Origin of the sequence: Thiomonas sp. SCN 64-16, from assembly GCF_001725585.1 — a bacterium.
GTDB classification, from domain to species: Bacteria; Pseudomonadota; Gammaproteobacteria; order Burkholderiales; family Burkholderiaceae_C; genus Thiomonas; species Thiomonas arsenitoxydans.
Genome location: NZ_MEGQ01000034.1, coordinates 24,904 through 44,285, shown reverse-complemented (window position 1 = coordinate 44,285; position 19,382 = coordinate 24,904). Strand labels below are relative to the sequence as shown.

Below are 19,382 nucleotides of genomic sequence, written 5' to 3'. Positions count from 1 at the left end.
CCTGGCCGCAATGGCCGCGTTCTTCAACTTCGTCTTGCTTGGCATACATGCTCCTGATTCTCATGCTATGCCTCGCACACAAAATTCCTGACAGGCTCGGCTCGACAGCCGCAGGGGCCATCAACAAGTTGGGTAGACCCGCACTCAGTGCCTCGGGCACGCGGCAGATGGCGCTGCGTGCCGCAAGCGCAGCCTCAAAACTCGACTGGCAATCGCCCCCCAGCGGAGAGATCATGCCCAGGCCGGTGATGACCACCGGTCTCATGGCGCCTGTGTGGGCGAGCCCAGCGCGTCGATCTGCGGCAATTTCCCCTCATTGTTCGCCCGCACTTCCGACTCGATCGAGGCCACCATCTCGGTGAACCGCATGTTCTGAAACTTCATCGGGTCGGCAATCTGAAATCCGAATCGATCCTCGATCTCGAACAACATCTCGACCAAGGTCAACGAGTCAAGCCCGAGATCAGCCACCTTCAGATCCGCCTGGTCAAATTTGGCCGGGTCGATTTTTGCCTGGGTGACCAGGTAGTCTTTAATGAGTTGTTCAAGCATCCCTCGATACCTTATTCAGTTGCCTCCGCGTATAGCAAAAGATACTAACAGTGCCTCCTCATGCCTCCGCCATTCTCTGCGGGGGCTTGGCACACCTTCTTGGCTACCGCACCTGCTCCACCGCCAGCGGCACTTTCACACCGTGCTCGAACTCCGACAGGGTGATGCTGGGATCGGCGAGTTCGCCCGTGGCGGTGAAGTGAATGTCGCTGTCGGTCACGCCGTCGTAGTCGATGTGGCGGATGTGGGGCAGATAGACCTTCGGGTCGCTCGACCCAGCTTTCATCATCGCATGGGCCAGCACCATGGCTGCATCAAAGGCGTTGGGTGAATAGAGCTGGAAGGCGGCCGCGCCGAACTCGGTGTCGTAACGCGCCTTCCAGGCCTTGCCCTTGGGCAACTCAGAGAGCGGCACGCCGCCCTGGGCGCAGATCGTGCCGTTGACCGCATCGCCCGCGACCTTGGCCATGATGGGCGCGCAGATGCCGTCGCCGCCCATCAGCCGCGCGGTGATGCCGATCTGGCGCATCTGCCGCACCAGCGGTCCGGCCTGGCTATACATGCCGCCGTAGAAGATCACCTGCGGATGGTCGGCCTTGATGCGGGTGAGGATGGCGGAGAAATCGGTGGCTTTGTCATCGGTGTATTCGCGGTCCACCACGTCCATGCCGAGCTTCTTCGCCTTGGCCGAGAACACATCGGCCAGTCCTTGGCCGTAGGCGGTACGGTCGTCCACCACCGCCACGCGCTGCACGTGAAGGGCGTCGTGGGCATACTCGGCCAGCCCGGCCCCCAGGGCGTTGTCGTTGGCGATCAGGCGAAAGAAGGTCTTGTAGCCCTGCTCGGCGATCTTCGGCGAAGTGGAAGATGGCGTGATCTGCGGAATCCCCGCCCGGGCGTAAATGCGCGCGGCCGGAAAGGTGCAGCCCGAGGTCTGATGGCCGACGACGCCGCTCACGCCCTCATCCACCAGCTTCTGCGCCACTAGTGTGGCTTGAGTGGGCAGTCCCTGGTCATCTTCTGCATCCATCGCCCAGCGCACCGACTTGCCGCCAATCCGGGCATGCTCGGCATTGAGCTGGTTCAGCGCCATTTGCACTCCGTTGACTGCATCCTGCCCACTGGCGGCCAAGGGGCCAGACAGCGGCACGGCAACGCCAAGCACCACGCGCGGCTCGGCCGCATGGGCCGACAGCCCCAGACCGGCAAACAGCGCCAAAGACACTCCAGTCAATAGCAACGATGAAGTCATGAGGTTCTCCTTGAGAGATCCGGCTTGAAGACAACGAACCCGGATCATCAAGCAAAAACCGCGCGCGGCCTGTAAGCAGATGCATCCGCACCCCCACCGGCGTCACCCGATCAGCCGCCCCCCGCGCACCCGCATGCCGCGCAGTTGCGCCGCGCTGAGCTTGCCACTGGCCACGTCCGCCGTGCCCACATTCGCAGGAGAAGACGCCCGATGCAGCGCCGCCAGACCGCGCTGCGCATGTGCGTGGCAGATCGCCAGCCCGAGCGCGTCGGCGGCGTCCGGGCCGGGTTGGCCGGGCAAGGCCAGCAGCCGCATCACCATTTCCTGAATCTGCGACTTGCTGGCGCGGCCGTAGCCGACGATGGATTTTTTCAGCTGCAGCGCGGTGTACTCGACCACCGGCAGCCCTTGCGCCACCAGCGCGGCTATGGCCGCGCCGCGCGCCTGCCCCAGCAGCAGGGTGGACTGCGGATTGACGTTGACGAACACGATCTCCACCACGGCAACCTCGGCGTCGGCCAGCCGCGCCACCTCGCTCACGCCGTCGAACAGCGTCTTCAGACGCTCGGGCAGCGTGCCCTTCGGGATACGAATGGCGCCGCTGGCCTGATAGCCCAGACGTTGGCCGTGGGCATCGATCACGCCGTAGCCCGTGGTGTTGAGTCCGGGGTCGATACCGAGAATGCGCATGGTGGTGCGCCGCGGCTCAATGCCGGAAATGCCGCATGCCGGTGAGCACCATGGCCATGCCGTGTTCGTCGGCCGCTTGGATGACTTCGGCGTCGCGCATCGAGCCGCCGGGCTGGATAACGGCTTTGATGCCGGCCTGCGCCGCGTTGTCGATGCCGTCGCGGAAGGGGAAAAAGGCGTCTGAGGCCATGACCGAGCCGGGGACGGGCAGGCCCGCGTGCTCGGCCTTGATGGCGGCGATGCGCGCGGAGTTGACCCGGCTCATCTGCCCCGCACCGACGCCGATGGTGGCGTTGTCCTTGGCATAGACGATGGCGTTGGACTTGACGAACTTGGCCACGCGCCAGGCGAATAACAGGTCGCGCATTTCGTCGGCCGAAGGCTGGCGCTGGCTCACCACCTGAATGTCGCCGGACAGCAGCAGGTCTGCGTCCTGCACCAGCAGCCCGCCGTTGACGCGCTTGTAGTCCAGCCGCGCACCGGGCTGCGCAGGCCACTGGCCGCATTCAAGCAGGCGGACGTTCTTCTTGGCCGCGCAGATGTCGATGGCGGCCTGCGTCACCTTCGGGGCGATGATGACTTCGACGAACTGCCGCTCGACGATGGCCTGCGCGGTAGCGCCGTCGAGTTCGCCGTTGAAAGCGATGATGCCGCCGAAGGAGGATTCTGGGTCGGTTTTGTAGGCACGCTCATAGGCGTCCAGCAGGGACGTGCCGTAGGCCACGCCGCAAGGGTTGGCGTGCTTGACGATGACGCAGGCGGGCGCGGTGTCGAACTGCTTCACGCATTCCAGCGCGGCGTCGGCGTCGCCGATGTTGTTGTACGAGAGCTCCTTGCCCTGCAGCTGGCGGGCGGTGGCGATGCTGGCCTCGCGCGCGCCCGGCTCGACGTAAAACGCCGCGCTCTGGTGCGGGTTTTCGCCGTAGCGCAGGTCTTGCTGCTTGACGAAAGACAGGTTGAACTGACCGGGGAAGGAAGCACGCGTGCCGTCGTCCTGCAGCGCCGACAGGTAGTTGGAAATAGCCGCGTCGTATTGCGCGATGCGGTTGAATGCCGCCACCGAGAGGCGAAAGCGCGTGGCGTCGCTCACTTGGCCCGCCGCGCGCAGCTCAGCCACCACCACGGCATAGTCGGCCGGGTCGGTGAGCACGGCAACATGGTGATAGTTCTTGGCGCCCGAGCGCACCATGGCCGGGCCGCCGATGTCGATGTTTTCGATGGCCTCATCGAGCGTGTGCAGCTTGGCCACGGTGGCCTCGAAGGGGTAGAGATTGACGCAGAGGATGTCGATCGCCGGCAGGTCGTGCGCGTCGGTTTGCGCCACATGCTCGGGCAGGTCGCGCCGCGCCAGCAGGCCGGCATGCACCTTGGGATGCAGGGTCTTCACCCGGCCGTCGAGCATTTCCGGAAAGCCAGTGTAATCGGCCACCTCGGTCACCGGCAGACCGGCGCCCTGCAGCATCTTGGCGGTGCCGCCGGTGGACAGCAGGCGCACGCCCAGGGCGTGCAGATCGCGGGCGAAGTCGAGCACGCCGGTTTTGTCGGAAACGGAAATCAGGGCTTGCATGGAAGTCTCGGTGAATGGAAATGGGCGGGTGCGGCGGGATGGGTCAGAGCAGCTTGTGTTCGGCAAGCTTCTTACGCAGGGTGTTGCGGTTGATGTCGAGCCAGCGCGCGGCCAGCGATTGGTTGCCCTCGGCATGCTTCATCACCGTGGCCAGCAGCGGTTTTTCCACCGCGGCCAGCACCATGGCATGAATGCCGTGCGGCTCGGAGCCGCCGAGGTCGTTGAAATAGGCCTCGAGGCTATCGACGACACATTGTTCGAGCGTGGTTTTGCGGGGAACGGCGGGCATGGCGGGATGCGAGTGAACGGGACGGTTTCAGGCCGCCAGCGGCGCGGCCTTGGAACCCGAATCGAGGAGGCCGCGCAGCGCCGCGAGTTGCTCGGCTGCGCTGCCCAGCGTGTTGAATTGACGGCGGAAGGTCTCGCCTTCGGGCAGGGCCGCAACGTACCAGCCCACATGCTTGCGCGCGGTGCGCACGCCGATGGCTTCGCCATACAGCGCATAGTGATCGTCGAGGTGGGCGAACAGCCAGTCGCGCCATTGCTCGGGCGCGGGGTCGGGCAGCAGGACGCCGTGCTCCAGATAGGCCGCGACCTGGCCGAACAGCCAGGGCCGACCCATGGCGGCGCGGCCGATCATCACCGCGTCGGCGCCGCTTTGCCGCAGCACGGCGGCGGCTTTTTGCGGTGAGTCGATGTCGCCATTGGCCACCACCGGAATGCCCACGCTGCGCTTCACTTCGGCAAGCGTGGCGTATTCGGCCTCACCGCCATAGCCCTGCTCGCGGGTGCGGCCGTGCACCACCAGCATGGCGGCGCCTGCGGCTTCGGCCCTGCGGGCGATGCGCGGCGCGTTGCGGGCGCTGGCGCACCATCCGGCGCGCATCTTGAGCGTAACCGGGGCGTCGAACGGGCGGGCAGCCGCTACCGCCGCCTCCACCAACCGCGCGGCGAGGTCTTCGTCCTGCATCAGGGCAGAGCCAGCCCAGCGGTTGCACACCTTCTTCGCCGGGCAGCCCATATTGATATCGATGATGTCGGCGCCGCGCTCCAGGTTGTAGCGAGTGGCCTCGGCAATCTGCTCGGGGTCGGTGCCGACGATCTGCACCGCGATGGGCGCAGCTTCGCCGTCGTGATTGGCGCGGCGTGAGGTCTTGAGGGTGTCGCGCAGATCGGCGCGCGAGGTCACCATCTCGCTCACACAGTAACCCGCGCCGAGTTGCCGCGCCAGACGGCGGTAGGGCCGGTCGGTCACCCCGGCCATGGGTGCAGCGAACACCCGGTTGGGCAGCAGGTGCCGCCCCAGACGCAGGCCGCCCGCGAGCCCGGTCAAGGGTGCGGAGGGGGTGAGATCGGCGGGGTTGGACATGGGCGCGGCGGGCAGTGTGCGAGCAGAAGGCGGGCAACGTCTGCGCTGCCGTTTTTTTGAGCAAGTGATTTTAGGCGATCCGGCTGGCCGCCAGCCCGGAACCGGCTCATGAGAAAACGTAGGGCCGCCCCAAGTTTCCTTGACACCCCACGGGGGCGGGTTGGGCAACCCCCTCCCGGCCTCCCCCACTGCGTGTAGGAGGTGAGATCACTCCCTCCCCACTTGTGGGGAGGGTTGGGGTGGGGATTGCCCGGCCCTGGGGGCTCTCACCGTGCGCTGACAGGCCCCGGCTTGAGCGCGATGGGCTGCTCGGGGACTAGCCCCTGCACGCGCCGTTCGGCGATGCGCGCCCAGACGGCGCGCTTGCCTGCGTCATCCAGATTGGACCAGTCGCTGATTTCCTGCAGGGTGCGGGCGCAGCCCAGGCAAAGCCCGCTAGCGGCGTCCAGCGTGCAGATGTTGATGCAAGGAGAGGGAACTGTCATTGCGGCGCCCGCGTGACAGCGCTCGGCGCAACGCCCAGCCAACGCGGCAGGTCTTCGGGCCGCAGAGGAAAGACCGCATGCGGATGGCCCGCCGCCGCCCAGATGCGGTCGAAGCGCCAGAGGCTGTTGTCCACCAAGGCGATGGGCGGCTGGGTGTGGCCCACCGGGCTGACCCCGCCGATGGCGAAGCCGGTGGCGGCGCGTACGAAATCGGCATCGGCCCGAGCCAAGTGGCCGACCTGCGCGGCCACGGCCTTTTCGTCCACCCGGCGATCACCGGCGCAGACCACCAGCACCGCACGGCCGCTGTCGGCATGGCAGAACACGATGGACTTGGCGATCTGCCCCAGCGCCACACCGAGGGCGTCGGCCGCCTGCTCCGCGGTGCGGGCGGCGGCGTCGAGCATCACCGGCGGTTCGGCATGACCCAGGGCGGCAAGCGCGTCGATCACGCGCTGCACGGAGTCGGAAGGGGAAGAGGAAGGAGAAGAAATAGCCGTTGTTTGCATGATGAAGCGGCTCAGGCGGTGCAGGCGGGTTCGCCTTGCTCGGCGGCCCATTTGGCCAGCAGCGCCTTGCCCGCGCGGCTGTTGTTCGGGCGGTTGATGGCGCGGGTGATGAAGTCGCCGGCCTCGACCACCGCGCGCAGGTTCACCCCGGTGTCGATGCCCAGGCCGTGCAGCAGGTAGAGCACATCTTCGGTGGCGACATTGCCGGTGGCGCCCTTGGCATAGGGGCAGCCGCCCAGACCCGCAACGGAGGAATGAAAGCTGGCGACGCCCATCTGCAGCGCCGCAAGAATGTTCGCCAGCGCCTGACCATAGGTGTCGTGGAAGTGACCGGCCAGCTTCTGCATGGGGAAGGCCGCCGCGCTGGCCTCGAACACCGCCTGCACCGCACCGGGCGTGCCCACGCCGATGGTGTCGGCAATGTCGATGCAGTCGCAGCCGAGATCGGCCATGCGGCGCACGACTTCGGCCACGGCTGACGGCTCAACCGCGCCCTGGTAGGGGCAGCCCAACGCCACCGAGATGCTGCCGCGCAGGTTCACTCCCGCGCTCTTGGCGGCCTCGGCTACCGGACGGAAGCGCTCGATCGATTCAGCGATGGAGCAGTTGATGTTCTTCTGCGCGAACGCCTCGCTCGCGGCGCTGAACACCACCACCTCGCCGACCCCCGCGGCCAACGCGGCCTCCATGCCCTTCATGTTCGGCACCAGCGCGGAATACACGGTGCCGGGACGACGGCGGATGCCCGCCATCACTTCGCTGCTGCCGGCCATCTGCGGCACCCACTTGGGCGAGACGAAGGCGGCGGCTTCGACATTGGGCAGCCCGGCTGCGGACAGGCGGTCGATGAGATCGACCTTCACCGCAACGGGAACGGGGTTGGCTTCGTTTTGCAGCCCGTCGCGCGGGCCGACTTCAACGACTTCGACGAATTTGGGCAAATGGTTCAAAGTGGACATGGCAATCTCCCGTTCAATAACCCAGCCGCATATCCACCACGCCGCCCGGTTTTTCGCCGCGTTCGATGGCGGCAATTTTGCGCATCACCTGCGCAGCGGACGGCCCGACCAGGGTCTGCGCGGCCACATGCGGAGTGATGCGCACCCGCGGATGGCTCCACAGCGCATCGGCCGCGGGCAAGGGCTCGGTGGCGAACACATCGAGCAGGGCGCTGGCCAGATGCCCGCCGTGCAGCAGATCGAGCAGATCGGCCTGATCGATCACCGCGCCCCGGCTGGCGTTGATGAGATGCGCACCCTGCGGCAAGCGGCTCAAGGCAGCGTAATCGAGCAGGCCGCGGGTGTCTGCGGTCAGCGGCAACAACACCACCAGCACCCGGGTCTGCGCCAGAAATTCATCGAGGCGGTCCAGGGCGTAGATCGCGCAGCCCAACTCGGCAGCGAAGCGCGACTGCCCGCTGCGGCTGCAGGCCAGAATGGGAAAGTCCATCGCCGCCACGCGCCGAGCGGCGGCCGCGCCCATCTGCCCCAGACCGAGAAAGCCCACGCTGAAACTGGCGCGCGGCGGCAAGGGCAGCGGCTCCCAGCGGGCCTTGGCCTGCTGCGCCGCGTAATCGGTCATGCGGCGGTAGGCATGCAAAACGCCTTCGGCCACGTAGTCGGCCATTTGGCGTCCCATGCCCGCGTCTTCCAGGCGGATGAGCGGCACGCCGGGATGCAGGCGGTGCAGCGCCGGGGCGATGGCATCCACGCCCGCGCCCAGATTGAACACGGCGCGCAGCCCCATCTGCCCGGCGAGCCAATCGGCATCGGGCCGCCAGACCAGGGCGAATTCGGCCTGCGCGTCCGGGTCGCTCGGGGCGTCGATCACGTCGATGGCCAGGCCGATTTCCTTGGCGTGCTGCATCAGCGCGTCGCGCCAGCGGCGAAACGGCTCATCCGGGTCCCAGACCGCGAGCCTCATGCTGGCGATCCCTCGGTTTTCAAAGCCTCGATGCGCAGCAGCTCCACGCCTTCGCTGACCTGATCGCCCACCGCGTAAAGCACCTCGCTCACCTGCCCGGCCGACGGGGCGCTGAGCGTGTGCTCCATTTTCATCGCTTCGAGCACCAGCAGCGGGGCGCCGGCCTGCACCGTGTCGCCCGCTTGCACATGCAGGGCGATGATTCTGCCGGGCATGGGCGCGGTCAGTCGGCCGCCGGCCAAGCCCCCGTCGGAGCTGCCCAGATCGGCGCCCAGCGCTTGCAGCGTGACCAGCTCGCCGCCTGAGAACACCTGAAAGGACGTCTCGCCCAGCCGTACCACGCTCATCTGTGCGCGCTCTTCACCCAGCGTGAGAACTAGGGCGAATTCGCGCACATCACGGGTTGCCCGCACGGCGCGCGCGGTGCAAGCGAAGGGCTGCGGCTGAGGCGAACCCGGAGTCTGGATGCGCAAGGGCTGGCCTGTCGCCGTAAGCAGCGTGCACGCCAAAACACCCCACGGGCTGTCGAAGCGAAACACGCGCGGCGGCAGCACGCCGTTGGTAAACCCGTCGCAAATTGACCATGGCGACCAGGGCGACCAGGGATCGGCGCTCTGTTGCGCGCGCTCGTCTTCGAGCATGGCGCCGATCGCAGCGGCACAGGCCAAAGACTGCGGAATGGACGGCGGCGCGAGCAGCGCCTCGTGCTCACGGGCGATCAGTCCGGTATCGAGCACGCCCCCGGCAAACTCCGCAACACCCAGCAGTCGGTGGAGAAACTGCGCATTGGTCTGCAAACCCGCGATGCGGGTCGCGGCCAGCGCTTGGCGCAGCCGTCTGCGCGCCTGCTCGCGGGTCTCGCCCCAGGCGATCAGCTTGGCGATCATGGGGTCGTAGAACGGGGTGATGGTGTCGCCCTCGAACACCCCGCTATCGACTCGAATGCCCTCAGCTCCCACCGCACCGAAGGCGACATGCGGCGGCAACGCCAGCCGCCGCAACTGGCCGGCGGAAGGCAGAAAACCCGCCTCCGGATGCTCGGCGTAAAGCCGCGCCTCGATGGCATGCCCGCTGCAGCGCACCTCGGCCTGCGTGATGGGCAGCGGTTCGCCTGCGGCCACACGCAATTGCCACTCGACCAGATCGAGGCCGGTGATCAACTCGGTGACGGGATGCTCGACCTGCAGCCGCGTGTTCATCTCCATGAAGTAGAAGCGCTGCGGCACCCCGCCTTCGCTGCATTCGACGATGAACTCCACGGTGCCCGCGCCCACATAACCCACCGCGCGAGCGGCGGCTACTGCGGCCTCGCCCATCTCGCGGCGCAGGGCATCAGGCAGGCCGGGGGCCGGGGCTTCTTCGATGACTTTCTGATGGCGGCGCTGCATCGAACAGTCGCGCTCGAACAGCCACAGCACATGGTCGTGCTGGTCCGCGAAGATCTGGATTTCGATGTGGCGCGGGTTGCGCACCAATCGCTCGATGAGCACCGCGTCGTTGCCGAAACTGCTCTGCGCTTCACGGCGGCACGAGGCCAGCGCAGCGTCGAAGTCTTCGACGCGCTGCACCTCGCGCATGCCCTTGCCGCCACCGCCCGCACTCGCCTTGATCAACACCGGAAAACCGATGCGCGCGGCTTCGGCCCTGAGCAACGCCGCGTCCTGCTCCGCACCGTGATAACCGGGCACCAACGGCACGGACGCCGTTTGCATCAGCCGTTTGGACTCAGCCTTGAGCCCCATCGCCTGCATGGCCTCGGGCGGCGGGCCGATGAACACCACCCCGGCCTCGGCGCACTGCCGCGCGAAGCCTGCGTTCTCGCTGAGAAAACCATAGCCGGGATGGATAGCTTGCGCGCCGGTGTCGCGCGCCGCCTGCAGGATGCGCTCATCCCGCAGATAGCTCTGCGCCGCCTCGGCCGGGCCGATACACACCGCCTCGTCGCACGCCGCCACATGCGCCGCCTGCGCATCGGCCTCGGAATACACCGCCACGGTACGGATGCCCAGACAGCGGCAGGTGGCGGCCACCCGGCAAGCGATCTCGCCGCGATTGGCGATCAGGATTTTCGAGAACATTTCAGCACTCCGGTTCGTAGCTTGCATCAATCTGGTTTGTCTCGATACGACACGTCGGTCGCGCCGTGCGGGGGCTGCGTTGCGGCGGGTTCGGGTCGGCCGCTGAACATACGCACCATGCGCGCGAGCAGCCCACGCACGAAATGAAAGCTTTTGCGCGCCAGCCAAACCATGACGATCAGCACCAGCACCAGGGCGATGAAAAACAGCACCGGGTGCAGCCAGGCCAGCCACAGCCCGCCCAGCACCAGCGCGTCTTCGCCCAGCGAGGCGCCCACATTGGAAAACGGCTCTGGCGAAGTGTTGATGGCCGCGCGGGTGGAGAGCTTGGTGCCATGACTCACCGCGGCCAGACTGCCGCCAGCCGCCGCAGCGAGCGCCGCGACAAAGGTGTGATCCAGTCCGAACACGCTGGCGGCAAGCACCGCTCCTGCCGGAATGCGCAGCAGAGTAGAGATGAAGTCGAGCAGGCTGTCCACGCCGGGAATCTTGTCGCCGACGAATTCGAGAAAGGCCAGAAACCCGGTGATGCCCACCGCCACCGGGCTGGCCAGGCCCTGCAGGCCCGATGGCAGTTGGACCCATCCGGCCAGGCCCGCGGCGCCAACGGCGAACATGACCAGAAAGGCCCGCAGGCCGCTGGCCCAGCCCAGCGCGGCGGCCAGCGCCAGGAGTTGCAGGGTGTCGAGTGAGGACGGGGTCATGGCCGGGATACGGGTGAATCGGCTTGCAAGGCGATCACTTTTTGCTTGGGCGTGGCCGATGGCATGGGCGAAGCTTGCGCACCGGCATGCAGGCCGAGGCGGGCGAACAAGGCGCGGTCGGCATCGACCTCCGAGTTGCCGGTGACCAGCAGGGTATCGCCGTAAAAAATGGAATTGGCGCCAGCTAAGAAACACAGCGCCTGAATGCCGTCGCCCAGTTCGCGCCGCCCGGCGGACAGCCGCACCCGCGCCGTGGGCATGGTGATGCGGGCCGCAGCCACGGTGCGCACGAACTCGAAGGGGTCGAGATCTGGTGCGTGTTCGAGCGGCGTTCCGGCCACCCGCACCAAGGCGTTGATGGGCACCGATTCGGGGTGGGGATCGAGCCCGGCCAGCTCCGCCAGCAGGCCCGCGCGGTCGCGCCGGGTCTCGCCCATGCCGACGATGCCGCCGCAGCACACCGCCATGCCGGCTTCGCGCACGGCCTGCAGCGTGTCCAGGCGTTCCTGATAGGTGCGGGTGGTGATGATCTGGCCGTAGAACTCGGGCGAGGTGTCGAGGTTGTGGTTGTAGTAGTCGAGCCCGGCATCGGCCAGGCGCTGCGCCTGCGCGGGCCGCAACATACCCAAAGTCATGCAGGTTTCCAGCCCGAGGGCCTTGACGCCCTCGACCATCTCGGCCACGGCGTCGAGGTCGCGGTCTTTCGGCTCGCGCCAGGCCGCGCCCATGCAAAAGCGTGCCGCGCCCGCCTCTTTGGCCGCGCGGGCGTTGGCCAGCACGAGGTCAAGGTCCATCAGCTTGCCCGCCTTCAGCCCGACATCATGATGCGCCGATTGCGGGCAGTATCCGCAGTCTTCGGCGCAGCCGCCGGTCTTGATCGACAGCAGCGACGAGAGCTGAATGTCGGTGGGGTCGAAGTGCGCGCGGTGGATCTGCTGGGCTTGCCAGAGCAGTTCGGGCAAAGGCAGATCGAGCAGGGCTTCGATGCGCTCTGGCGTCCAGACGTCGGAAGGTTTCGGGGTCATGGCATAAGGGGAGATGGAGGACGCAGTCAACGCGCCTCGGGGTCGATCCAGTTCGGCTTGCGCTTGGCGAGAAAGGCGGCGATGCCCTCGCGTCCGTCGGTGCTCGCCCGGGCCACGGCGATGCGCTCGGCGGTGTCGGCCAGCAAGGCATCGCCCAGCGGGCGATGCGCCACTTCGGCCAGCAGCCGCTTGGCCGCAGCCAGCGCTTGCGGTGACGCATTCTGCAATGCGGCGCACCAGCGCTGCACCTGCGCGTCGAGCGCGGCAGCGTCAACGGCCACTTCATGCACCAGGCCTATGGACTGCGCGGTGGCCGCGCTAAGCACTTCGGCGGTCAGGGTGTAGCGCTGCGCCGCGCGCGGGCCGATGGCGCGCAGCACATGCGGCATGATGGTGGCAGGCACCAGGCCAAGCCTAACCTCGCTCAGACAGAAGCGCGCAGTCTGCACCGCCACGGCCAGATCGCAGGCGGCCACCAGACCGAAGCCACCGGCGAACGCGTCGCCCTGCACCCGCGCGATCACGGGCTTGGGACATTCGGCCACGGCGCGCAGCATGCGAGCGAGTTGCAGGGCATCGTCGCGGTTTTGCGCATCGGTGTAAGCCGCCAACTGTTGCATGTAGCGCAGATCGGCTCCAGCGCAGAACGCAGGGCCTTGCGCGGCAAGCACCACACAACGCACTTCGGCCTCCTGACCGAGTTCGACGAAAACCGCATGCAGCGCGGCGATGGTGGCGGCGTCGAAGGCGTTGCGCACTTCGGGGCGATAAAGGGTGACCGTCGCGACGGCCCCTTCGCGGTCGATGAGAACGGGGGATTCGCTCATGGCTTGGATGAGGCTGTCGCTTCATCGCGCAGCATGTAGATCAGATCGAGCACGGGCGAGGGATGCCCCATGGCAGTGAGCGCTACGGTGATCTGCCCGCGGTGGTGCGTGGCGTGGTTGAACACATGCGCCAGCGTGGCCGCGAACGGTGCGCTCATCGGCTCGCCCTTGCTGGTGGCGTAGTGGAAGGGCCGATCGAAATCGGCCTCGCTCAAGCGCTCGACATAGGGCTGCCAGGCCCGCGCGCTCTCCTTCAGCCGTTGCGCCAGTCTGGCGCGGTCGGGCTCGGCCTCGTCGTCGAGCTTCAAGCCCGCGGGCGACACGCCCTCAAGGAAGCGTCGCTGCCACAGCAAGCCTTCGCCCACCAGCAGATGATTGAGGGTGCCGTGAACGCTGTTGAAAAACAGCCCGCAATCGCGGCGGTAATCGGCTTCGGGGAGCAGCGCGACGTGCTCGTCGAGCAAGCGATGCGTGGCCCAGACGTGATAGCGCGCCAGGGTGCGGAAATGGTCTTGGAGTGTCATCGGGAAATTCGCCGGGGAGAGCTTGCAGTCAATGCCGCCAGACCTTCAGGCCGCGCAGATCTTCCATGACGTCGAAGTCGGCGTCGTTGTGCAGCAGGGCGTAGTCGTGTTCGATGCAGTAAGCGGCCTGGAGCACGTCCACCGCGCTGCGGATGGTGTAGCCCATGGCGCGCAGCAGGCGGTCGTGTTGCGCGGCCTGCAGGGCGTTGTCTTCTCCGCCGATTTCAACCACGGTGAGCGCAGTCAGGGTCTTGCGCGCGGCCAGGTAGTCGCGTTCATGGCGGAAGCCACGCAACACCTCGAACAGCACCAGATCGGCCACCGCCACCGGCGCCATATCGTCGAGCAGGAGCGCCAGATTCGCGACGCGCGGGGTGGCACGGCCATTGAAAAAATCGATCCACACCGAGCTGTCGACCAGGATCATGCGGCTACTCCTTGTTGGCGGGCGCTTTGGGGACGGGCGCCTTGCGGGCGGCTGCCTTGCGCCCAGCCGTCTTGGCAGGGGAGTTAGCCGCGCTGTAAGGCGCGCGTCGCTCCTGCACCATGGGCGGCGCGGCGCCCTCGGCCAAGGGGTCTTCCCAATGCAGCTTGCCGCGCAGGGCGAGCAAATCGCGGTAGGCGGCGCGACGGCGCAAGAGCTTGAGCCCCTCCTCGACCGCCTCCTTTTTGGTCTTGAACGGGCCAGCGCGCATGGCGGCGTCCATGAGCTCGTCGTCGATCTCGATGTTTGTGCGCATGATGTGTACCAAGTCAATGAATGATGCACATTGTAGGGGACGACAATCACATGCGGAACACGCCGAAGCGGGCGTCTGGAATTGGCGCGTTGAGCGCGGCCGACAGGCCCAGCGCCAGCACGCGACGAGTATCTGCCGGGTCGATGACGCCGTCGTCCCACAGTCGCGCGGTGGCGTAATACGGGTGGCCCTGCGCTTCATATTGAGAGCGGACGGGCGCCTTGAAGGCTTCCTCTTCCTCCGCGCTCCAGCTGCCGCCCTTGGCCTCGATGCCGTCGCGCCGCACGGTGGCGAGCACGCTGGCCGCCTGTTCGCCGCCCATCACGCTGATGCGGGCGTTGGGCCACATCCACAGCTGACGTGGGCCATAAGCGCGGCCGCACATGCCGTAGTTGCCCGCGCCGAAGGAGCCGCCGACGATGACGGTGAACTTGGGCACCTGAGCGCAGGCCACGGCCGTGACCAGCTTGGCGCCATGACGGGCGATGCCTTCGTTCTCGGCCTTGCGGCCGACCATGAAGCCGGTGATGTTCTGCAGGAACAGCAACGGAATGCGGCGCTGGCAGCACAGCTCGATGAAGTGCGCACCCTTGACCGCACTGTCCGAAAACAGGATGCCGTTGTTCGCAAGAATGCCCACGGGCATGCCGTGCAGATGCGCAAAACCGCACACCAGCGTGGCGCCGAAGCGGGCCTTGAATTCGTCGAGCTCGGAACCATCCACGATGCGGGCGATGATCTCGCGGATGTCGAAGGGCTTGCGCGCATCCAGCGGCACCACGCCGTACAGCTCGCTGGCTGCATACAGCGGCTCGCGCGGCGGGCGCAAATCCACCGCCGCGCGCTCGGCCGGGCGCAGGCGCGAGACGATGCGGCGAGCGATGTCGAGCGCATGCGCATCGTTGCGCGCCAGATGGTCGGCCACGCCCGACAGCCGGGTGTGAACGTCGCCGCCACCCAGATCCTCGGCCGTGACTTCCTCGCCAGTGGCGGCCTTCACCAGCGGCGGGCCGCCGAGAAAGATGGTGCCTTGATTGGCGACGATGACCGACTCGTCGCTCATGGCCGGCACGTAGGCGCCTCCCGCGGTGCACGAGCCCATGACCACCGCGATCTGCGCAATGCCCTCGGCGCTCAGCGTCGCCTGGTTGTAGAAAATGCGGCCGAAGTGGTCGCGGTCGGGAAACACCTCGTCCTGGTTGGGCAGGTTGGCGCCGCCCGAATCGACGAGGTAGATGCAGGGCAAACGGTTCTCGCGCGCAATCTCCTGCGCCCGAAGGTGCTTCTTGACGGTCATCGGGTAATAGGTGCCGCCCTTCACCGTGGCGTCGTTGCAGACGATCACGCACTCGCGCCCGCTGACGCGCCCGATGCCGGTGATGATCCCGGCGCCGGGCGCCGCGTTGTCGTACAGACCGTGCGCAGCCAGTGGAGAAAACTCCAGGAAGGGTGAGCCGGGGTCGAGCAGCGCCGCCACGCGTTCGCGCGGCAGCAGCTTGCCGCGGGCCTCGCCGCCGCCTTCGGCCACGCGGGCCTGGCGCGCGCGCAGGTCGTCCACCAGCGCCTGCAGGGCGGCGGCGTTGGCGGTGAACTCGGCGCTGCGCGGGTTGAGTCGGGTATCAAGAATGGGCATGGGGGTCTTCAGGCGGTGCGGTCGGGGTGGAGCCCGAGTTCTTGCTGCATGGTTTCGCGGATTTTGAACTTCTGCACCTTGCCGGTAATGGTCAGTGGAAAGCTCTGCACAAAACGGATGTAGCGCGGAATCTTGTAGTGCGCGATTCTCCCTTTGCAGAAATCGCGGATGTCGTCTTCGGTCGGCGCGGCGTCGGCCTTGGGGATGATCCAGGCGCACAGTTCTTCGCCGTACTTCGGGTCGGGCACGCCGACCACCTGCACGTCCTGCACCTGCGGATGGCGGTAGAGGAATTCCTCGACCTCGCGCGGGTAGATGTTCTCGCCGCCGCGGATCACCATATCTTTGATGCGGCCGACGATGTTCACATAACCCTCGCTGTCCATCACCGCCAGGTCGCCGGTATGCATCCAGCCCTCGGCGTCAATGGCCTCATGCGTCTTCTCCGCGTCGCCCCAGTAGCCGTGCATCACCGAATAGCCCTTGGTGCAAAGCTCGCCGGTTTCGCCGGGCGCGACAGTTTCGCCGCTTTGCGGATCGACGATCTTCACCTGCAAATGCGGCTGCACCTGCCCCACCGTACTCACCCGCTTGTCCAGCGGCGTGTCGGTGGAGCTTTGGCAGCTCACCGGCGCGGTCTCGGTCATGCCGTAGGCGATGGTGATCTCAGACAGATGCATGTCGCGCACCACCCGCTTCATCACCTCGATGGGGCAAGGGCTGCCGGCCATGATGCCGGTACGCAGGGTGCTCAGATCGAACTCGGCAAAGCGCGGATGGTCGAGCATGGCGATGAACATGGTCGGCACGCCGTGCAGCCCGGTGCAGGCTTCGTCCTGCACGCACTCCAAAGTCAGCAATGGGTCGAAGCCGTCGTTGGGATAGACGATGGTGGCGCCGTGCGTCAGACACGCCAGGTTGCCCAGCACCATGCCGAAGCAGTGGTACAGCGGCACCGGAATGCACAGCCGGTCTTCGGCGGTGAGTTTCATCGCCTCACCAATAAAGAAACCGTTGTTCAGGATGTTGCTGTGCGTGAGCGTGGCGCCCTTGGGAAAACCGGTGGTGCCGCTGGTGAACTGGATGTTGATGGGTTCGTGCGCGTGCAGCGTTGCCGCGACCTCGGCGACCGCCGGGTCGTCGGCGCTGCCGCGGGCGATCCAGTCGGCAAAGCGCAGCATGCCGGGTTCGTCGGCCTCGCCCAGATGCACCACCAGTTTGAGATCGGGCAGACGCGCGGCGCGCAGTTCGCCCGGCGCGCAGGTCGCCAGCTCCGGCGCGAGTTCGCGCAGCATGGCGAGATAGTCGCTGGTCTTGAACGAGGTCATGGTGACCAGCGCCTTGCAAGCCACCTTGTTGAGCGCGTACTCCACTTCGGAGGTGCGATAGGCCGGGTTGATGTTCACCAGAATCAGACCGACCTTGGCCGTCGCCAGTTGCATCAGCACCCATTCCACGCTGTTGTGCGCCCAGATGCCCACGCGGTCACCCTTGCGCAAACCGCTGCGCAACAAGGCGCTGCCCAGACGATCCACCTCGCGCTTGAGCTCGGCATAGCTCAGGCGAATGTTCTGGTGGCGCGAAACCAGCGCCTCTTGCAGGCCTTGGCGCTCGGCCATGGCATCGAAAAAATCGCCTATGGTCTGCGTTAGCAGCGGCTGGTCGGTGGCGCCGCAGGCGTAGGCCTGCACCAGCGGGGTTGGCTCGGTCATGATGATTCTCCGGTGTTCATTTTTGGCGGCTTCAAAACCCGCCGGTCTGCAGCCAATGTTCGAGCTGCGGCAGCCGGTCTGCGCCCCAGAAGGGTTGATCGTCCACCACCATAAAGGGCGCGCCGCACATGCCTTGCTGCAGCGCGCGGTCGCAGTTGGCCTTGAGCTGGGCTTTGATGGCGGGATCGGCGGTATAGCGCGCCACCGCATCGCTCGCCAGCCCCTGCTCGGCGGCAAGGGCTTCAAGCACAGGCAATTCGGCGATGTTGCGGTTCTGCACGAAATAGGCCGAAAAACAGCGATGCAGCCACGGCGCAGCCTGCGCGGGCAAGTCGCGTTGCAGGCCGATGAGCACCCGTGCGGTCTGATAAGTGGCAATGGGAAACGGCTCCGGCTGCACAAAAGGCACGCCCAGAAAGCGCGCCGAGCGCGGAATGTCGATGCGGGCGTAGTCGCCCTTGAGCGGCTGATCGATCAGCGGCTTCGATCCTGTCGTCTGGAACACGGGCCCTAGCAGCATCGGCACCCACTCGATGTCGCGCAGGTGGCGCGCGGCAATGGCCTCGATCTGCGTGCTCGCCAGGTAGGCGTAGGGCGAAGAAAAATCGAAGAAAAAAGTAATCGGGCTGACGGGCATGGGAGTCTCCTGGGAATCTCGGTTTACAGCGCACGGGCAATGAGCATTTTTTGCACATCGCTGGTGCCTTCGTAAATCTGGCAAACCCGCACATCGCGCCAGATGCGCTCGACGGGAAAGTCGGCCACATAACCGTAACCGCCGTGGATCTGCAGCGCCGCGCTGCACACCCGCTCGGCCATTTCGCTGGCCATCAGTTTGGCCATAGCCGCCTCCTTCAGACAAGGCAGGCCCGCATCCTTCAGGCTGGCAGCGTGCCACAGCAACTGCCGCGCCGCCTCGATCTGCATCGCCATCTCGGCCAGGCGGAATTGCACCGCCTGATGCTCGGCAATCGGTTTGCCAAAGGCCGTGCGCTCGCGCGCATAGCGCAACGCCGCTTCGAACGCCGCGCGCGCCATGCCAACCGACTGCGCCGCAATGCCGATGCGCCCACCTTCCAGGCCGGACAGCGCAATCTTGTAGCCCTCGCCCTCGGCGCCGAGGCGGTTGGCGGCGGGCACGCGGCAGCCCTCGAAGCGGATCTGCGCGGTGTCGCTGGCCGATTGCCCCGTCTTGTCTTCGAGGCGTTCGACGATGTAGCCCGGCGTGTCGGTGGGCACGAGGAAGGCGCTGATGCCTTTCTTGCCCGCGGCCCGGTCGGTTGCGGCCAGCACGATGGCGACCTGTCCGTTCTTGCCGCTGGTGATGAACTGCTTGACGCCGTCGAGGACGTAGTGGTCACCCTCTAACTTTGCCGTGGTGCGCAGGTTGGAGGCGTCCGATCCGGCCTGCGGTTCGGTCAGCGCGAACGCGCCGATCCACTCGCCGCGCGCCACCGGGCGCAGCCACTGGTCTTTTTGCGCATCGCTGCCCCAGGCCATCAGAATGGAGCACACCGGGCAGTTGTTCACGCTCACGATGGTGCTGGTCGCGCCATCGGCCGCGGCGATCTCCTCGACGGCCAGCGCGAGAGACAGGTAGTCGAGCCCGGCGCCGTCCCATTCGGCGGACACGGCAATGCCCAGGCAACCCAGCGCCGACAAGCCCTGCAACGCCTCGCGCGGAAAGCGACTTTCGCGCGCCCAATCGGCCGCATGCGGGGCGATTTCGGCTTGAGCAAAATCGCGCACCGCGTCGCGGATCATGCGGTGATCGTCAGAAAGCAGCATGACG

21 protein-coding genes are annotated in these 19,382 nt (G+C 66.5%); all 21 read right to left on the bottom strand.

What is annotated here, in order from left to right; genetic code table 11:
• Window positions 1-261: 261 nt before the first annotated feature.
• Window positions 262-552 (bottom strand): acyl carrier protein, encoded by a 291-nt coding sequence (locus ABT24_RS10590; RefSeq protein ID WP_013107106.1) that lies wholly within the window; start codon window positions 550-552, stop codon window positions 262-264.
• Between the two features lie 103 nt (window positions 553-655).
• Entirely contained in the window at window positions 656-1,804 is a 1,149-nt protein-coding gene (locus tag ABT24_RS10585) for a branched-chain amino acid ABC transporter substrate-binding protein (RefSeq protein WP_276729428.1), read from the bottom strand.
• 102 nt (window positions 1,805-1,906) lie between these two features.
• Window positions 1,907-2,494 carry a crossover junction endodeoxyribonuclease RuvC gene (gene ruvC, locus ABT24_RS10580; protein WP_013124183.1) on the bottom strand — a complete coding sequence of 196 codons (588 nt, stop codon included), beginning with the start codon at window positions 2,492-2,494 and terminating at the stop codon, window positions 1,907-1,909.
• Window positions 2,495-2,510: 16 nt separating this feature from the next.
• On the bottom strand, window positions 2,511-4,061 hold the full coding sequence (gene purH / locus ABT24_RS10575) for a bifunctional phosphoribosylaminoimidazolecarboxamide formyltransferase/IMP cyclohydrolase (RefSeq protein ID WP_276729431.1): 1,551 nt from the start codon (window positions 4,059-4,061) through the stop codon (window positions 2,511-2,513).
• A 43-nt stretch (window positions 4,062-4,104) separates the two neighbouring features.
• Window positions 4,105-4,350, bottom strand: a complete 246-nt coding sequence (locus tag ABT24_RS10570; RefSeq protein WP_013107110.1) for a helix-turn-helix domain-containing protein — start codon at window positions 4,348-4,350, stop codon at window positions 4,105-4,107.
• 27 nt (window positions 4,351-4,377) lie between these two features.
• Window positions 4,378-5,430: a tRNA dihydrouridine synthase DusB gene (gene dusB / locus ABT24_RS10565; protein ID WP_276729433.1), complete on the bottom strand. Its 1,053-nt coding sequence runs from the start codon at window positions 5,428-5,430 to the stop codon at window positions 4,378-4,380.
• Between the two features lie 266 nt (window positions 5,431-5,696).
• Window positions 5,697-5,915, bottom strand: a complete 219-nt coding sequence (locus ABT24_RS10560) for a DUF1289 domain-containing protein (RefSeq protein ID WP_276729435.1) — start codon at window positions 5,913-5,915, stop codon at window positions 5,697-5,699.
• A complete protein-coding gene (locus ABT24_RS10555) occupies window positions 5,912-6,424 on the bottom strand; it encodes a YbaK/EbsC family protein (RefSeq protein WP_276729437.1) in 513 nt (170 codons plus the stop codon). Before ABT24_RS10555 ends, ABT24_RS10560 begins: the two co-directional genes overlap by 4 nt.
• Window positions 6,425-6,435: 11 nt before the next feature.
• Window positions 6,436-7,383 (bottom strand): hydroxymethylglutaryl-CoA lyase, encoded by a 948-nt coding sequence (locus tag ABT24_RS10550; RefSeq protein WP_013124188.1) that lies wholly within the window; start codon window positions 7,381-7,383, stop codon window positions 6,436-6,438.
• Between the two features lie 13 nt (window positions 7,384-7,396).
• On the bottom strand, window positions 7,397-8,347 hold the full coding sequence (locus ABT24_RS10545; RefSeq protein ID WP_013124189.1) for an NAD(P)-dependent oxidoreductase: 951 nt from the start codon (window positions 8,345-8,347) through the stop codon (window positions 7,397-7,399).
• On the bottom strand, window positions 8,344-10,425 hold the full coding sequence (locus ABT24_RS10540; protein ID WP_276729440.1) for an acetyl/propionyl/methylcrotonyl-CoA carboxylase subunit alpha: 2,082 nt from the start codon (window positions 10,423-10,425) through the stop codon (window positions 8,344-8,346). The genes ABT24_RS10545 and ABT24_RS10540 overlap by 4 nt, the downstream gene beginning before the upstream one ends.
• A 26-nt stretch (window positions 10,426-10,451) precedes the next feature.
• Window positions 10,452-11,129: a DUF4126 domain-containing protein gene (locus tag ABT24_RS10535; protein WP_013124191.1), complete on the bottom strand. Its 678-nt coding sequence runs from the start codon at window positions 11,127-11,129 to the stop codon at window positions 10,452-10,454.
• Window positions 11,126-12,154 (bottom strand): biotin synthase BioB, encoded by a 1,029-nt coding sequence (gene bioB / locus ABT24_RS10530; protein WP_013124192.1) that lies wholly within the window; start codon window positions 12,152-12,154, stop codon window positions 11,126-11,128. The genes ABT24_RS10535 and bioB overlap by 4 nt, the downstream gene beginning before the upstream one ends.
• Window positions 12,155-12,180: 26 nt before the next feature.
• Window positions 12,181-12,981 (bottom strand): enoyl-CoA hydratase-related protein, encoded by an 801-nt coding sequence (locus ABT24_RS10525; RefSeq protein WP_013124193.1) that lies wholly within the window; start codon window positions 12,979-12,981, stop codon window positions 12,181-12,183.
• Window positions 12,978-13,505: a DinB family protein gene (locus tag ABT24_RS10520; protein WP_013124194.1), complete on the bottom strand. Its 528-nt coding sequence runs from the start codon at window positions 13,503-13,505 to the stop codon at window positions 12,978-12,980. Before ABT24_RS10520 ends, ABT24_RS10525 begins: the two co-directional genes overlap by 4 nt.
• Window positions 13,506-13,533: 28 nt before the next feature.
• Window positions 13,534-13,932, bottom strand: coding sequence for a type II toxin-antitoxin system VapC family toxin (gene vapC, locus ABT24_RS10515; protein ID WP_013124195.1), 399 nt, complete (start codon window positions 13,930-13,932; stop codon window positions 13,534-13,536).
• 4 nt (window positions 13,933-13,936) lie between these two features.
• Window positions 13,937-14,245 (bottom strand): type II toxin-antitoxin system VapB family antitoxin, encoded by a 309-nt coding sequence (locus ABT24_RS10510; RefSeq protein ID WP_013124196.1) that lies wholly within the window; start codon window positions 14,243-14,245, stop codon window positions 13,937-13,939.
• 46 nt (window positions 14,246-14,291) lie between these two features.
• Window positions 14,292-15,878, bottom strand: a complete 1,587-nt coding sequence (locus ABT24_RS10505) for a carboxyl transferase domain-containing protein (protein ID WP_286737792.1) — start codon at window positions 15,876-15,878, stop codon at window positions 14,292-14,294.
• Between the two features lie 8 nt (window positions 15,879-15,886).
• Window positions 15,887-17,590 (bottom strand): AMP-binding protein, encoded by a 1,704-nt coding sequence (locus tag ABT24_RS10500; RefSeq protein ID WP_276729443.1) that lies wholly within the window; start codon window positions 17,588-17,590, stop codon window positions 15,887-15,889.
• A gap of 31 nt (window positions 17,591-17,621) precedes the next feature.
• The gene (locus ABT24_RS10495; protein WP_276729445.1) at window positions 17,622-18,227 is read right to left on the bottom strand and encodes a 2-hydroxychromene-2-carboxylate isomerase; all 606 of its coding nucleotides are present in this window, start codon (window positions 18,225-18,227) and stop codon (window positions 17,622-17,624) included.
• Window positions 18,228-18,250: 23 nt separating this feature from the next.
• Window positions 18,251-19,378, bottom strand: a complete 1,128-nt coding sequence (locus ABT24_RS10490) for an acyl-CoA dehydrogenase family protein (RefSeq protein WP_276729447.1) — start codon at window positions 19,376-19,378, stop codon at window positions 18,251-18,253.
• Window positions 19,379-19,382 lie beyond the last annotated feature (4 nt).

Coding starts and splice junctions, on each gene's coding strand:
- ABT24_RS10590 (WP_013107106.1), bottom strand. CDS start 552: ATGCTTGAACAACTCATTAAAGACTACCTGGTCACCCAGGCAAAAATC.
- ABT24_RS10585 (WP_276729428.1), bottom strand. CDS start 1,804: ATGACTTCATCGTTGCTATTGACTGGAGTGTCTTTGGCGCTGTTTGCC.
- ruvC (WP_013124183.1), bottom strand. CDS start 2,494: ATGCGCATTCTCGGTATCGACCCCGGACTCAACACCACGGGCTACGGC.
- purH (WP_276729431.1), bottom strand. CDS start 4,061: ATGCAAGCCCTGATTTCCGTTTCCGACAAAACCGGCGTGCTCGACTTC.
- ABT24_RS10570 (WP_013107110.1), bottom strand. CDS start 4,350: ATGCCCGCCGTTCCCCGCAAAACCACGCTCGAACAATGTGTCGTCGAT.
- dusB (WP_276729433.1), bottom strand. CDS start 5,430: ATGTCCAACCCCGCCGATCTCACCCCCTCCGCACCCTTGACCGGGCTC.
- ABT24_RS10560 (WP_276729435.1), bottom strand. CDS start 5,915: ATGACAGTTCCCTCTCCTTGCATCAACATCTGCACGCTGGACGCCGCT.
- ABT24_RS10555 (WP_276729437.1), bottom strand. CDS start 6,424: ATGCAAACAACGGCTATTTCTTCTCCTTCCTCTTCCCCTTCCGACTCC.
- ABT24_RS10550 (WP_013124188.1), bottom strand. CDS start 7,383: ATGTCCACTTTGAACCATTTGCCCAAATTCGTCGAAGTCGTTGAAGTC.
- ABT24_RS10545 (WP_013124189.1), bottom strand. CDS start 8,347: ATGAGGCTCGCGGTCTGGGACCCGGATGAGCCGTTTCGCCGCTGGCGC.
- ABT24_RS10540 (WP_276729440.1), bottom strand. CDS start 10,425: ATGTTCTCGAAAATCCTGATCGCCAATCGCGGCGAGATCGCTTGCCGG.
- ABT24_RS10535 (WP_013124191.1), bottom strand. CDS start 11,129: ATGACCCCGTCCTCACTCGACACCCTGCAACTCCTGGCGCTGGCCGCC.
- bioB (WP_013124192.1), bottom strand. CDS start 12,154: ATGACCCCGAAACCTTCCGACGTCTGGACGCCAGAGCGCATCGAAGCC.
- ABT24_RS10525 (WP_013124193.1), bottom strand. CDS start 12,981: ATGAGCGAATCCCCCGTTCTCATCGACCGCGAAGGGGCCGTCGCGACG.
- ABT24_RS10520 (WP_013124194.1), bottom strand. CDS start 13,505: ATGACACTCCAAGACCATTTCCGCACCCTGGCGCGCTATCACGTCTGG.
- vapC (WP_013124195.1), bottom strand. CDS start 13,932: ATGATCCTGGTCGACAGCTCGGTGTGGATCGATTTTTTCAATGGCCGT.
- ABT24_RS10510 (WP_013124196.1), bottom strand. CDS start 14,245: ATGCGCACAAACATCGAGATCGACGACGAGCTCATGGACGCCGCCATG.
- ABT24_RS10505 (WP_286737792.1), bottom strand. CDS start 15,878: ATGCCCATTCTTGATACCCGACTCAACCCGCGCAGCGCCGAGTTCACC.
- ABT24_RS10500 (WP_276729443.1), bottom strand. CDS start 17,590: ATGACCGAGCCAACCCCGCTGGTGCAGGCCTACGCCTGCGGCGCCACC.
- ABT24_RS10495 (WP_276729445.1), bottom strand. CDS start 18,227: ATGCCCGTCAGCCCGATTACTTTTTTCTTCGATTTTTCTTCGCCCTAC.
- ABT24_RS10490 (WP_276729447.1), bottom strand. CDS start 19,378: ATGCTGCTTTCTGACGATCACCGCATGATCCGCGACGCGGTGCGCGAT.